Annotated in this window: 11 protein-coding genes; 8 read left to right on the forward strand and 3 right to left on the reverse strand. The window is 71.2% G+C overall.

Going from position 1 to position 13,535, the window contains the following annotated elements; all coding sequences use genetic code 11:
• The first annotated feature begins 59 nt into the window (after positions 1-59).
• From D6689_11725 to D6689_11740, 4 genes are all read left to right on the forward strand, one after another.
• A complete protein-coding gene (locus tag D6689_11725) occupies positions 60-653 on the forward strand; it encodes a hypothetical protein (protein ID RMH41141.1) in 594 nt (197 codons plus the stop codon).
• A 71-nt stretch (positions 654-724) separates the two neighbouring features.
• The gene (locus D6689_11730; GenBank protein RMH41142.1) at positions 725-1,840 is read left to right on the forward strand and encodes an RIP metalloprotease RseP; all 1,116 of its coding nucleotides are present in this window, start codon (positions 725-727) and stop codon (positions 1,838-1,840) included.
• Positions 1,841-1,933: 93 nt separating this feature from the next.
• Positions 1,934-3,772 (forward strand): excinuclease ABC subunit UvrC, encoded by a 1,839-nt coding sequence (gene uvrC / locus D6689_11735; GenBank protein ID RMH41143.1) that lies wholly within the window; start codon positions 1,934-1,936, stop codon positions 3,770-3,772.
• Positions 3,773-3,924: 152 nt separating this feature from the next.
• Complete coding sequence (locus D6689_11740) at positions 3,925-4,470, forward strand: HNH endonuclease (GenBank protein RMH41144.1); 546 nt, start codon at positions 3,925-3,927, stop codon at positions 4,468-4,470.
• Positions 4,471-4,742: 272 nt separating this feature from the next.
• On the opposite strand, the gene D6689_11745 is transcribed toward D6689_11740, so the two are convergent.
• Both D6689_11745 and D6689_11750 read right to left on the reverse strand, forming a co-directional pair.
• Positions 4,743-4,934, reverse strand: coding sequence for a hypothetical protein (locus D6689_11745; GenBank protein RMH41145.1), 192 nt, complete (start codon positions 4,932-4,934; stop codon positions 4,743-4,745).
• A gap of 71 nt (positions 4,935-5,005) precedes the next feature.
• Entirely contained in the window at positions 5,006-6,187 is a 1,182-nt protein-coding gene (locus D6689_11750) for a hypothetical protein (protein ID RMH41146.1), read from the reverse strand.
• A gap of 889 nt (positions 6,188-7,076) precedes the next feature.
• Here D6689_11750 and D6689_11755 point away from each other — a divergent pair.
• The 4 genes from D6689_11755 to D6689_11770 all read left to right on the forward strand — a co-directional run bounded on the left by D6689_11755 (position 7,077) and on the right by D6689_11770 (position 12,082).
• The gene (locus D6689_11755; GenBank protein RMH41151.1) at positions 7,077-8,672 is read left to right on the forward strand and encodes a DUF87 domain-containing protein; all 1,596 of its coding nucleotides are present in this window, start codon (positions 7,077-7,079) and stop codon (positions 8,670-8,672) included.
• Between the two features lie 188 nt (positions 8,673-8,860).
• Positions 8,861-9,637, forward strand: a complete 777-nt coding sequence (locus D6689_11760) for an outer membrane lipoprotein carrier protein LolA (GenBank protein ID RMH41147.1) — start codon at positions 8,861-8,863, stop codon at positions 9,635-9,637.
• Positions 9,638-9,881: 244 nt separating this feature from the next.
• Positions 9,882-11,534 carry a 2,3-bisphosphoglycerate-independent phosphoglycerate mutase gene (locus tag D6689_11765; protein ID RMH41148.1) on the forward strand — a complete coding sequence of 551 codons (1,653 nt, stop codon included), beginning with the start codon at positions 9,882-9,884 and terminating at the stop codon, positions 11,532-11,534.
• A complete protein-coding gene (locus D6689_11770; GenBank protein RMH41149.1) occupies positions 11,531-12,082 on the forward strand; it encodes a TlpA family protein disulfide reductase in 552 nt (183 codons plus the stop codon). Before D6689_11765 ends, D6689_11770 begins: the two co-directional genes overlap by 4 nt.
• 245 nt (positions 12,083-12,327) lie before the next feature.
• Here the strand turns inward: D6689_11770 and D6689_11775 are convergent, their stop codons facing one another.
• Entirely contained in the window at positions 12,328-13,344 is a 1,017-nt protein-coding gene (locus tag D6689_11775) for a D-cysteine desulfhydrase family protein (GenBank protein RMH41150.1), read from the reverse strand.
• Between the last annotated feature and the right edge of the window lie 191 nt (positions 13,345-13,535).

Here is a 13,535-nt window from a genome sequence, read left to right on the forward strand (position 1 = left end):
CGCCCCCTTGCGCGTTCCGGATGGCTTGGCACATTGACTGCAAGACCTCGAAGTTGCCTATGTCTCGCGCTGAAGTCGATGTCACCGCCGTTCTCACCTTTGGCGACGACGAGGACATCATCGGCAGGGCATGCCGCCGGGTCGCCGACCACCTGCGGTCGCTCGGCCTGCACTTCGAAATCGTCGCGGTGGACGCGGATTCGGGCGACAACAGCCACTCCGTGCTCGCGCTCGTGCGCGACGACGTCCCCGAGCTGCGCGTGATCGGCGCCCCCAGCCGCGACCGCGGCTTCGCTGCCGGCGCGGCCGAAGCCCGCGGCAAGGTGGTGTGGCTCGTGGACGCCCCGGGGGCGATGTCCCCGCTCGCGCCGTTTACGCGGGCCCATCGGTTCGTCTCGCGCGGCCAGGCCGACGCGGTCGTGGTCAAGGGGCGGTTCTCGGTGTGCTACCGCGCCAAGTGCCGCCCGGTGATCGAGGCGTTGCGCGGCCGGGGCGCGGCGTACCACGCGCGCCTGGCTCGCAAGCTGCGCGCGCGGGGGCTGGAGGTCGACGTGCACGAGCTCGGGGCGAGCCGCACGGCGTCCGTCGCGCAGCGGCCGTGGTCGCGGCTGCTCGACGTGCTGTCGACCGCGCGGGCGACCTGGTCGTCGTAGTTCGGCCGCCCGGCGCCCGCGGCCGCCCGGCGCGCGGCGACCTCCGCCGCCGCGGGCTATACTGACGCGCAATGTGGTCCATCGTCGGGGCGATCGTCGCCATCGGGCTCCTCATCATCGTGCACGAGGGCGGCCACTATCTCGTGGCGCGGTGGTGCAAGATGCGGGTCGATCGATTCAGCATCGGCTTCGGCCCGGCCATCTTGAAGTGGCGCCGCGGCGACACCGACTTCGTCGTCGCGCCGATCCCGTTCGGCGGCTACGTCCAGATCGCCGGGATGAACGTCGCGGAAGACGTCGACCCCGACGACGACCGCGCGTATCCGAACCGGCCGGTGTGGCAGCGGTTCGCGACCATCTTCGCCGGGCCGGGCACCAACTACCTGTTCGCCGCGGTGCTGGCGTTCGGCCTGTACGCCACCTCCGGCGCGCCGACCGGCACGGTGTGGTACCGCGTCGCCGGGACCACCGAGGGGTACGACGCGCACGGCAAGCTGCTGCCGGGCGACCGGATCCTGAAGGTCAACGACCAGCTCGTGTACATGGCGCACCCGCAGGCCGACCGGCTGCCGCGGCTCACGGAGGTCGTCTACGCGGAGCGCAAGCGCACCGGCGGCACCGTGCGCATCACGGTGCTGCGCGACGGCAAGGAGGTCGTCGTGCCGATCACTCCGCAGCCCGCGCCGCCGGGGCAGGAGATGTTCCGCATCGTGCGCGACTACTGCGGCGAGCCGTGCGCGGTCTACCACCTCGGCATCGCCCTCGATCAGCGCGGCGACGTCGAGCGCGTGCCGATCGGCGTGGTCGCGTCCGCGCGCGAGGCGCTCGCATACCCGGTCCGCCAGACCGCGCTCATCGTCGGCGGGCTGTGGGAGGTCGCGCGCGGTCGTGCGGAGGCGGAACTGCTCGGCCCCGTCGGCATCACGACCGCCGTCGAGTCGCAGTTCCAGTTCGGCTGGGTGCGCGTCGTCGAGCTGCTCATGATGCTCAACGTCTACCTCGGCCTGTTCAACCTGTTGCCGCTGCCGGCGCTCGACGGCGGCCGCCTTGCCTTCCTCGGCTACGAGATGGCCACGCGACGCCGCGCCAACCCGAAGGTCGAGGCGACGGTCCACATGATCGGCATCATGGCCCTGCTGCTGCTGATGCTGTTCGTCACGTACCGCGACATCGCGCGCCTGTTCTGACGGCCGCCGTGGGCCGCCGCGGGTACATGCGAACGCACGCATGATCGCGAGCCGGCGGCCGCCGCCCGCGCCGCCGCACCGTTGCCGACGCTCATGACGGTCGACATCGACAACTTGTTGCCGCGCATCCCCGCGCAACCGGGGGTCTACTTGATGAAGGACGCGCGCGGCAAGGTCGTGTACGTCGGCAAGGCCAAGAATCTGCGCGCGCGCGTCCGCCAGTATTTTCGCCGCGGCGACACGCGCTTCTTCGTGACCGCCGGGTTGTTGGCACGCGCCGTCGCCGACATCGAGACGGTCGTCGTCGACAACGAAAAAGAGGCGCTGCTGCTCGAAAACCACCTGATCAAGCGCCACCAGCCGCGCTTCAACGTCAAGCTGCGCGACGACAGCAACTACCTGGTGCTGCGCATCGATCCGCGCGCCGACTACCCCCGCGTCGAGGTCGTCCGCACGATCGCAGACGACGGCGCGCGCTACTTCGGGCCGTACCACTCGGCGACGTCGGCGCGCGAGACGCTGCGGTTCGTCAACAAGCACTTTCAGTTGCGCACGTGCACCGACCACGTCATGCGCACCCGCGGCCGCGTGTGTTTGCAATACCAGATCAAGCGGTGCCCGGGGCCGTGCGTGTACCCGGTCGATCCGGCCGCGTACGCCGACCAGGTCGATAGCGTCATGCTGTTTCTGGCCGGCAAGAAGCGCGAACTCGTGCCGCGGTTGCGACAGCGGATGCGCCGGTGCGCCGACGCCGAGCAGTTCGAGGCGGCGGCGCGCCTGCGCGACGCGATCGCCGCGCTCGAGGCCAGCTTGGCCAAGCAGGACGTCGTGCAGCGCACGTTCGTCGACCAGGACGTGTTCGGCATGCAGCGCGACGGCCCGACGGTGGAGGTCGCCGTGTTGTTCGTGCGCCAGGGCAAGCTGATCGGGCGCCGCACGTTCGTCGCGCGGGATCAGGAACTGCCCGACGACGACGTGGTCGGCGCATTCGCGCAGCAATACTACGGGCTCGGCGGCGTCGTGGTGCCGGACGAGGTCGTCGTGCCGATGCGGTTCGAAGGCATGGACGCGCTGGGCGACTGGCTGTCGGAGCGGCGCGGCAAGAAAGTGCGCGTGATCGCGCCGGCCCGCGGCCAGAAGCGGCAGTTGGTTGCGCTTGCCACCAAGAACGCGGCCGCATCGCTGGCATCGCGCAGCCGCAGCGACGAGGACGCGCTCGCCGCACTCGACAAGCTGCAGCGCCGGCTCGGGCTGCGCGCCCTGCCGCGGCGGATCGAGTGCTTCGACGTCGCCCACATCGCCGGCACCGCGCCGGTCGCGTCGCGGGTGACGTTCTGCGACGGCGTGCCGGACCGCGCCGGCTATCGCAGGTTTCGCGTCAAGACCGCGGGCAACGACGACTTCGCCGCGATGTACGAGGTGCTCACCCGGCGGTTTCGCCGGCTGCTCGGCGACGACGACCGGTGGGCCGCGCCCGATTTGCTCGTCGTCGACGGCGGCAAGGGCCAGCTCAACATGGCGTTCGCCGCACTCGAAGACCTCGGGATCCCGGCGACGTTCGACATTGTCGGGCTCGCCAAGGAGCGCGACGACGACCGGCCCGAACGCGTGTACGTGCGGGGCGCCAAGGAGCCGATCCGCCTGCGGCCCAACAGCGCCGAGTGTCACCTGCTCGCGCGCATCCGCGACGAGGCACACCGGTTCGCCAACACGTACCACCGCGGCCGCCGGCGCAAGGCGAGCCTGCGGTCGCGCCTCGACGACATTCCGGGCATCGGGCCGAAGCGGCGCGCGGCGCTGTTGCGCGCGTTCGGCTCCGTCCGCGCGATCCGCGCGGCGTCCGTCGAGGAGCTGGCGGCGGTCGCGGGCATGACGACGGCGGCGGCCGCAGCCGTGCGCGCGCACTTCGCGGCGCGCGACGGCCAGCCGTAGCGCGCCGGGGCCCGGTGGTGGTGGCACGCCCGCGCGCCGCGGCGCGCGCCGGCAGCGTCATGCCCGTGTGCAACCATGGCAGCGCGGGCGGTCGCTGCCGCGCGGCAGCGGCCGCGTCGAGGTGGCATCATCGCGTTCGGGAGCTACAAGGTATGATCGAGGAGGGTGTGCCTGTGCCGACTCGAGTGCTCATGTTGTCGCGGTCCTACGAGCCGCTTCGGGTGATTTCCTGGAAGCGCGCGTTCGCGCTGCTGACGCTCGGGAAGGTGGAGGTCGTCGAGGAGTACGACGCGTGTGTGCGCACCGTCACGCTCGTCTTCAAGGTGCCGGCGGTCGTGCGCTTGCTCACCGCGTTCAAGCGCCGCGGCCGTCCGCCGAAGTTTTCGCGCATCAACATCTACGCGCGCGACGGGTTCCGCTGCCAGTACTGCGGGGACAAGCGCCCCACCGAGGAGCTCACCTTCGACCACGTCGTGCCCAAGGCGCGCGGCGGCAAGACGTCGTGGACGAACATCGTCACCGCGTGTCACCCGTGCAATCGCCGCAAGGGTGCGCGGACTCCCGAAGAGGCCGGCATGCGCCTGCGCAAACCGCCGATACAGCCCAAGTGGGTGCCGGCGGTGACGATCCGGGTGAGCACGCGGTCCGTGCCGGATGCGTGGCGCGACTACCTGTATTGGACCGGCGGGTTGGAATAATCGCGCCGCGCCGGCGGTCGACCGATCGCACGCGCGGGCGTTGCGCGTCCCGGCTTTCCGCGTGCTCGCCTCGCCCCCTTCGCGGCGGCCCACCCGGGCCGAACAGCTGTCCGCGGAGGGGGCGGTGTTTCGCGGGGCGCGCGCCGCGCAGCCGGCGGCCGGCGCGTCGCGGCGACCGCCGCGTCACCGATCGCCGGCGGCGGCGGAGCGCCGATCGAACCCGCGGCCGGCGTAGCGCGCCGCGGCAATCGGCGCCGTGATGGCCGCGATCGTCAGGATCGACAGGTAGCGCGTGCGGGCGACAGGTAGCGCGTGCGGGCGATGTCGTTGGCCAACCACGACGTGAGCGCCAGGCTCGCGCAGACGGTCACGGCCTTGGCGAAGCGCTGGACGAACATCAGCCCCGCGACGGGCACGTCGCGGCGCGGGATCGCAAACGCCGCGCGCAGCGGGCGGCGTGCCATCCCCCGACGATCGCGGCCGCGAATCGCGCGCGATTCGCAGCATATACACCAGAACGGACGAGTGCGCGGCGCTACTGCGCCTGTTGGGTCAGGTTCGGCAGCTCGGACAGGTCGGGCACCAGGATGATCTCGATGCGGCGGTTGAGCTGGCGCCCCTCGGGCGTATCGTTGCTCGCGATCGGATCGTGCTCGCCATAGCCGGCTGCGGCGAGGTTCTTGGGATCGAATCCGGCATCGACCATGAAGCGCACGATGGTCGTCGCGCGCGCGGTCGACAGGTCCCAGTTGTCCTTGAACTGGCGCGTGCGGATTTTGCGGTTGTCGGTGTGGCCCGCGACGACGAACCGGCGGTCCTTGAACTGGAGCAGCACGTCGACGATCTCCTTGAGCGCCGCCTGGCCGTCCTTGCTCAGCGTCGCCTTACCGGACGGAAACAGCACGCCGGCCGGCAGCTTGAGCACCATCTGGCCGTTGCGAAACTGCACCGCGAGCTTGCCGGTGTCGACGAGGGAGCGGAACTTCTCGTTGAGCTGGCGGAACGCCTCGAGCCGCTTGAGGGTCGCCTCGCGCTGCTTGCGCAGCTCGGCCAGCTCGTCTTTCGTCGTCTCGAGGTTCGCCTGCAGCTCGTCGAGCTGCGCCTCCGCCTGCTGGCGGGCCTTCGCCTCGGCGTCGCGCGCCGACCGGGTCTCGTTCAGCTCGTCCTCGGTGGCGCGCAGCTTCGCCGCCTGCTCGTCCCGCTCGGCCTGGCACCGCTCCAGGTCGCCCTGGGTCGTCGCCAGTTCGTCGAGGACCTTGCGGTGCGTCGACTTGCTCACGCACCCGGACGGCGCCAGCGCCAGGAAGACCACGGCGGCCCACGGCTTCAAGCTCGGCATCCTCACACCTCCTGGCGGCAAGGTACTGGAAAGGAACCGAAATCGGAATGCCTCCAGGGGCGCGCGCCGGAATTTTGGGTCGCGGCAGTGGGATAATGTAGGATATGTGACCGGATGTAGGACGGGTCGCTGCGACCCACCATAACCCATGGGAAAAAAACGCACATCACGTCGTTCGTCGCGCGTCCCGCCGCGGGTGCAGGCGCGCCAGCCCACCGCCGACGGCCGGTCTCGCGAAATCGCGGGGGTCGTCCTGCTCGGCCTGGCCATCTTCGCGCTCGCGTCGGCGCTGTCGCTGCAACTCGGCGACGGCACGCTGATGGGGCCGCTCGGCCGCGCCGTGGCGACGGGCGGGTACGCGGCCGCCGGCGTCGGCATCTACGGGCTGGCGCTCGCGCTCGGCGCCGTCGCCGTCCGCCTGCTGCTCGACCGCCGTCCCCTCGTCCGCCCCGCGCACGCGATCGCCGGGGCACTCGGCCTGCTGTCGATCGCGACGTTGCTCCACTTGGTCGGCGGGTCGCACCGGCTGGCCGGCTACGGTCCCGGCGGCTGGCTGGGCGAGGCGCTCGCCGAGGTGCTCCGCGCGGTACTGTCGACGGCGGGTACCGCGCTGCTCGCGACCGTCGGGCTGGCGATCGCGGTCGTGGTCGCGACGCCGCTGCGGTTGGCGGCGGTCGTCGAGGCGCTGTTGGCGGCCGGCCGCCGCGCCGCCGTCGCGACCGGCCGCGCGGTGGCGCGCGTCGCGCGGGCCGCGGCCGGGGCCACCCGCGACGCCGCGCTGGCCGCCGCGACGTTCTGCGGCGACGTCGTCCGCGCGATCTTGCCCGAGCGCGACCACGACGAGTTCGCCGACGAGTTCGACGAGGACGACGACGGCGACGACGTCATGGACGCGACCGACGAGGTGAGCGCCGCGGTCGTCGACCCGCCGATCATCGAGAGCGGCCACACGGGGCGAGTCGCCGTGCCGATCGATGCAGACGACGACCGCACCGTGCGGATGGACGACGCCGAGATCGAAGCGGTGCTCGCGGATGCGCCGCGCTCGCGCACGCTGCCGGGCGTGCCCGCTACCGGCGCCGACGCGCCGAAGCGATCGCGCCGCAAGCGCCGCGCCGCGGCCGACGCGCCCGACGCCGCCGCGGCTTCCGAGCCGGACGCCGCGACCGAACCGGACGCCGCGGGCGACGCCGAGGCGCCTGCGGACGCCGCGCCGCCGCAGCCGGCGATCCACGAGTCGCAGTTCCGCAAGCAGGACGAGGAGCACATGCGCGAGCGCGAGCGGCGGCTCGACGCGGAGCGCGGCTTCATCAAGCTCGGCGACGGTGCGTTCCAACTGCCGCCGATTTCGCTGCTGCACTACGACGCCAGCCAGTGCGGCGGCACGGATCGCGAGACCATGCTCGAGCTGTCCGCGCGCCTGATCAAGGTGCTCGGCGAGTTCAAGGTCAAGGGCGAGGTCACCGCGATTCGCCCCGGGCCGGTGGTGACCATGTACGAGTTCGCCCCGGCGCCCGGAACGCGGCTCAAGTCGATCACGAACCTGCAGCACGAGGTCGCGATGGCGCTCGGCGCGGTCGGCGTGCGCATCGTCGCGCCGATCCCGGGCAAGAGCGTCGTCGGCTTCGAGATTCCCAACAAGACACGCGAGACGGTGTTCCTCAAGGAACTCATCGCCGACGACGCGTTCCGCAAGGCCAAGTCTCATCTGGCGCTCGCGCTCGGCAAGGACATCGACGGCGCGCCGGTCGTGGTCGACCTGGCGAAGATGCCGCACCTGCTGGTGGCCGGCACGACCGGGTCTGGCAAGTCGGTGTCGGTCAACTCGATGATCGTGTCGCTTTTGTACAACGCGACGCCCGAGGACGTCCGCCTGATCATGGTGGACCCGAAGATGCTCGAGCTGTCGCTGTACGAGGGCATCCCGCACCTGCTGTTGCCGGTAGTGACCGATCCGAAGAAGGCCAATCTCGCGCTGCGGTGGGCGGTCGAGGAGATGGACCGCCGCTACGACCTGCTCGCGTCGATGGGCGTGCGCGACATCAACACGTACAACCGCAAGATCGAGCGCCTGCGCAAGGAGTGGGAAGCCCGACGGCTCGAGGCGGCCGCGGCCGAGGCGCGGCGCATCGCGGAGGAGGGCGACGGCGAGCCGGTCGAGGTGACGGAGGAGCGCGGCCAGCTCGCGCTCGACCTCGACGACGACCGGCCGCCGCAGCGGCTGCCCAAGATCGTCGTCATCATCGACGAGTTCGCCGACTTGATGATGTGCGCGCCGAAGGAAGTGGAGACGTCGGTCGCGCGCATCGCGCAGAAGGCGCGCGCCGCCGGCATTCACCTCATCCTCGCGACCCAGCGGCCGAGCGTGGATGTGATCACCGGTCTCATCAAGGCCAACTTCCCGTCGCGCATCGCATTCCGCGTCACCGCGAAAGTCGACTCGCGCACGATCCTCGACACCGGTGGCGCCGAGGCGCTGCTCGGGTCCGGCGACATGTTGTTTTCCGATCGCGGCCGGGAAGTGCGCCGCGTGCACGGCACGTACGTCGGCGAGGACGAGATTCGCGACATCGTCGAGCACCTCAAGAAGCAGGGTAAGCCGGTCTACAACCTCGACATCATCCGCCCGCGCGACGAGGACGAGGACCAGCCGCCGCCCGACGAGGACCGCGACGAGATGTACGACCGCGCGGTCGCGCTCGTGGCCGAGACGCGCCAGGTGAGCATCTCGATGATCCAGCGGCGGTTGCGCGTGGGCTACAACCGGGCGGCGCGCATGGTCGAGATGATGGAGCGCGAGGGCGTGGTGTCGCCGCCGGACGGCACGAATCGTCGCGAGGTGCTCATCTCGCCGGCGGCGTAGGTTGCCGGCGCGCGCCGGAGCCGCCGGCGGCGTGAACGCGCGTTCGCCACAGATTGTCGACGCGCGGCCAACCGCTTGATTTGCGGGCGGCGAGCCGTCAAATTTCCGAGACTTCGAATCGCCGGCGGCCGTCGGGCGTCTGTACCCGGCAGGAGGCGACCACTCCGATGTCCACGATGATGCCCACCTTGTTGAAAGAAACCCTCGTCGCGCTGTTCGGAATGCTGCAGGCCGGCAGCGGTGCGCCGGCGCCCGCGCCCGCGGCGTCCGCTCCCGCGACGCCCGCCGCCGCGGCGGCCGACTCCGCCCCGGGGCGGCCATTGACCGCGGACCAGATCGTCGACCAGGTCCAGCGGTTTTACGAGCGCACGCAGTCGCTGAAGGCGAAGTTCCGCCAGCGCTACACGAACACCACGTTCGGAAAGACGACCACGTCCAGCGGATGGGTGTACGTGAAAAAACCCGGCAAGATGCGGTGGAACTACTACGAGAAGGCACCCGGCCGCCGCAAGCCGGTCAAGACCAAGTCGTTCGTGTCCGACGGCGTGACGCTGTGGGCGATCGAGCACGACAACAAGCAGGCGTTCAAAAAGGATCTCGAAAAGGACCTGCTGCCGGTTGCGGTGACGTTCCTCACCGGCAAGGGCGACTTGCGCCGCGACTTCACCGCGGAGCTGGACACGAGTGGCACCTACGGCGGAAAGGACGACTACGTCGTCAAGCTCACCCCGAAGAAGCCGTCGGCTCAGTACAAGACGCTGTGGCTGGTCGTCGCGCGCGACAACTTTCGCGTGCGCCAGTCGATCGTACTGGAGGCGTCCGGCAACACCAATGCGTTCGCGTTCTACGAGCCGCAGTTCGACGCCGCGCTGCCCGATCGGTTGTTCGCCGTCGACGAGCGCGCGCTGCGCCGGCACAAGTTCCGCATCATCGAGCCGGACGAACGCGAGACGAAGTCGCGCTAGGAGGCTGCAGCGTACAGGCGCGCCGGCGGGGTTGCGAGATGCGAGGCGAGGTTCGGCGCACGCCCGCAGCGCACGAGGGCGCGTAGAACGATACGGAACCGAAGGGCGCGAGGACGTACGCCACAGATCGCCCGCGGATCGCGACCGCAGCCAGCGGCACTGCGCAACCGCCACCTGGTGACCGCCGGTCGCGCGCGTGCGCGGGCAGCGGCGGTTCGGGCGCCACGTCTGCTATAAGGGCGCCGTGACGTGGACGCTCAAGCCCCATCCGCGATTCGCGGGCCGGCCCGGGCCCGTGGTGCTGGCCGTGCTCGACGGCGTCGGCGTCGGCAGCGGCGGCCCCGACGACGCCGTCAAGCTCGCGGCGACGCCCACGCTCGACGCGCTGTGGGCACCCGGCGTGCGCTGCACCCTGCGCGCGCACGGCACGGCAGTCGGCCTGCCCACCGACGGCGACATGGGCAACAGCGAGGTCGGCCACAACGCGCTCGGCGCCGGGCGCGTGTACGACCAGGGCGCCAAGCTCGTCAACCGGGCGATCGCCACGGGAGAGCTGTTCGAGGGCGACATGTGGCGCGAGGTGATCGCTCGGTGCCGGGCGGGCGGCGCGCTGCACTTCCTCGGGCTGCTGTCGGACGGCAACGTTCACTCGCACATCGACCAGCTCATCGCGATGGTGCGGCGAGCCGCGGCCGACGGCGCTCGCCGCATCTACCTGCACGCGCTGCTCGACGGCCGCGACGTCGAGGCGCGCAGCGCGCTCCGCTACATCGACCGCATCGAGCAGGTGTTCGCCGAACTGCGCGCGAGCGGCTGCGAGGCGGCGATCGCGTCGGGCGGCGGCCGGATGGTCGTGACGATGGACCGCTACAACGCCAACTGGGACGTCGTGCGTACGGGCTGGGAGGCCCACGTGCACGGCAATGCGCGGCGGTTCCGGTCGGCGCGGGAGGCGGTGGAGACGTTCTACGCCGAGATGCCGGATCGCGACGACCAGTACCTGCCGGCGTTCGTGATCGAGCGCGACGGCGAGCCGATCGGGCCGATGCGCGACGGGGACGCCGTCATCTGCTTCAACTTCCGCGGCGATCGCGTCATCGAAATCAGCCGCGCGTTCGACGACGACGACTTCCCGTACTTCGACCGCGGCCGCCGGCCGGACGTGCTGTACGTCGGCATGATGGAGTACGACGGCGACCTGCACGTTCCCAAGCGCTTCCTCGTGCCGCCGCCGGCGATCGAGCGGACGATGGGCGAGTACCTCGTCCGAAATGGCGTGGCGCAGCTCGCGATCTCGGAGACGCAGAAGTACGGTCACGTCACGTATTTTTGGAACGGAAATCGCAGCGGCATGTTCGACGAGTCGCGCGAGACGTACATCGAGATCCCGTCGGACCGCGTGCCGTTCAACGAGCGCCCGTGGATGAAAGCCGCTGAGATCACAGACCGATTGATCGCCGAGCTGCGCACCGGTCGCTACCGGTTCGCCCGCGTCAACTATGCCAACGGCGACATGGTGGGCCACACCGGCGACTTCCGCGCCGCGGTGGTCGCCGTCGAGACGGTGGACTTGCAGCTCGCGCGGTTGCGCGACGCGGTCGCCGCGCTCGGCGGCATCCTCGTCGTGACGGCGGATCACGGCAACGCCGACGAGATGTTCCAGAAGAAGGCGGGGGAGGTGCTGCGGGATGCCGCCGGCAATCCGCTGGCGAAAACCAGCCACACCCTCAACCCCGTGCCGTTTGCCATCTTCGATCCCGCGCGCACCGACGAGTACGAGATCGACCCGGACCGCGCCGCCGGCGCCGGTCTCGCCAACGTGACCGCCACCTGTTTGGAGCTTTTGGGGTTTCAACCGCCCGAGGATGTCGTACCCTCGTTGTTGAGGTTCCGATGAAGTCGCGCCGAGTCGCCGTGTTTGCCACCGTTGCCGTCCTGGCGGGCGGCATCACCGTCGCGCTATCCGTCGTGGGCACGCGCGGCGGGGAGTCCACCGCCCACGCGCAGTGCACGGGCCAGGCGCCCGAGTGCTTCCCCGAGGTGGGAATGCTCGACACCGGCGGCACGGCGTGGACCGGCGAGGTCACGCGCGGCAAGGTGGTGATGGTCAACTTCTGGGCATCCTGGTGCGCGCCGTGCGTGTCGGAGATCCCGCTGTTGTCGAGTTACTACCAGCGCTATCGCGACGACGGCTTCGTCCTGCTCGGCGTGATGGTCGATCGCGCAACCGACGACCAGCTCGCCGCGTTCGCGAAGCGGGTCGGCCTGAGCTATCCGGTCGTTCGGTCGGACGAGTTGCTGATGCAGGCGTTCGGCTATCCGAACGCGCTGCCGACCACGTTCCTGTACGCGCGCGACGGCACGCTGGCGGCCAAGCACGTCGGCCCGCTGTCGCGGCAGTGGCTCGACGCCCATCTGCCCGAGCTGCTCGGCGACGTCGACTGACGCGACGCGCGCCGCCCGCGATCGGCCGTCCGTGCGGAGGTCGCGGGCGGACCGCTGTAACGGCAACGAGCGGTGCCGCGTCCTACGGGGCGCACGACGACGACGAGCACTGCAAGCGCGTACGCCGTGATTGCCGGGCGCGGCGACCCGCGGCGCGGAAACCCATTGGCTCGGGCGCGCGACCGCGGGCGTGGCTTCGAGCCCGGCGGCGCGCGGGTTCGCGACCCGCGCGCGTCGCGCGCCGGTCACAACAGCGGGGCGAGTTGCTCGGCCTTGGGGAACAGGCCGAAGATGCCGCCGGTGTGCAAGAACACGACGCGGTCGCCGAACCGGCGCCGGTCTCGGGCAAGCTCCGACGCGAGCCCGAACATCGCCTTGCCGGTGTAGACCGGATCCAGCACGAGTCCCTCGGCCCGCGCGACGTCGCGCAGCAACTCGAGTTCGGCGGGACGGGACCGGGCGTAGCCGGCGCCGACGTAGCCGTCGACGATGTCGACGTCGCCGGGGCCGATGGCGGGCGCCTCGGGCCAGCGCTCGCGGACTCCCGCGCAGATGGCGCCGATCGTCCGCACGAAGTAGTCGCGGTCGTCGCACACGTTGACGCCGGCGACGCGCACGCCGCGCCGGTCGAGGCCGGTCATGCGCACGCCGAGGACGAGTCCCGCGCCGGTTCCGCCCGACCCGCAGGCGTAGACGATGGTCGTCGGCCGGTCGTCGAGGCCGGCGAGCTGATCGGCGAGTTCGGCGCACGCGGCGATGTAGCCCCAGGCGCCGAGCGGATTGGAGCCGCCCTCGGGGATGACGTACGGGCTGCGGCCGGCCGCTCGCAGGCGCTCGGCCTCGCCGGCCATGACCTCGGCGCGCCGCGCGTAGTCGGCGGGGGAGATCCACCGGATGTCGGCGCCGGCGAGGCGGTCGAGCAGGATGTTGCCCTCCGTCGGCGGCGGCGCCGAGGGGTCGGCGGTGCGCAACAGCAGGCGCGATGCGAATCCGCGGCGCACCCCGGCGAGCGCGGTCGCGCGGCAGTGGTTGGACTGTTCGCCGCCGCAGGTGATGAGCGTGTCGGCGCCGGCGGCCTCGGCGTCGGCGAGCAGAAACTCGAGCTTGCGCACCTTGTTGCCCGACAGTTCCGCGCCGGTGAGGTCGTCGCGCTTGACGTACAGCTCGACGCCGAGCCGGTCGCCGAGCCGGTCGAGGCGCTCGAGCGGGGTGGGCAGGTTGGCGAGCCGGACGCGGGGCGGCAGCGCGAGCGGGGCGGTCATGCGCGGAGCATAGCGGCGGCGCCGCCGGCGCAAAAGCGCAGCGCACGGGCGACACGCGGGCGCGTCGGCCCGCGGTGCGGGCGCGCCTCGCGCAGCGCGCGCGGGCGGCGACGGCACGTCGCATCGCGCGCGTGCCCGCCGCGCGGCGGGGACGCGGCGCGGGCCGAAGCACGCGCGCCGCGGCGCGGGCC

This window comes from Deltaproteobacteria bacterium (assembly GCA_003696105.1).
GTDB lineage: Bacteria > Myxococcota_A > Polyangia > Haliangiales > J016 > J016.

What these genes read in the sequence shown, in the direction of transcription:
- D6689_11725 (RMH41141.1), top strand. Translation starts at nt 60, where the DNA reads ATGTCTCGCGCTGAAGTCGATGTCACCGCCGTTCTCACCTTTGGCGAC.
- D6689_11730 (RMH41142.1), top strand. Translation starts at nt 725, where the DNA reads ATGTGGTCCATCGTCGGGGCGATCGTCGCCATCGGGCTCCTCATCATC.
- uvrC (RMH41143.1), top strand. Translation starts at nt 1,934, where the DNA reads ATGACGGTCGACATCGACAACTTGTTGCCGCGCATCCCCGCGCAACCG.
- D6689_11740 (RMH41144.1), top strand. Translation starts at nt 3,925, where the DNA reads ATGATCGAGGAGGGTGTGCCTGTGCCGACTCGAGTGCTCATGTTGTCG.
- D6689_11745 (RMH41145.1), bottom strand. Translation starts at nt 4,934, where the DNA reads ATGGCACGCCGCCCGCTGCGCGCGGCGTTTGCGATCCCGCGCCGCGAC.
- D6689_11750 (RMH41146.1), bottom strand. Translation starts at nt 6,187, where the DNA reads ATGCCGACGCCGGCGGCCGCGTACCCGCCCGTCGCCACGGCGCGGCCG.
- D6689_11755 (RMH41151.1), top strand. Translation starts at nt 7,077, where the DNA reads ATGCGCGAGCGCGAGCGGCGGCTCGACGCGGAGCGCGGCTTCATCAAG.
- D6689_11770 (RMH41149.1), top strand. Translation starts at nt 11,531, where the DNA reads ATGAAGTCGCGCCGAGTCGCCGTGTTTGCCACCGTTGCCGTCCTGGCG.
- D6689_11775 (RMH41150.1), bottom strand. Translation starts at nt 13,344, where the DNA reads ATGACCGCCCCGCTCGCGCTGCCGCCCCGCGTCCGGCTCGCCAACCTG.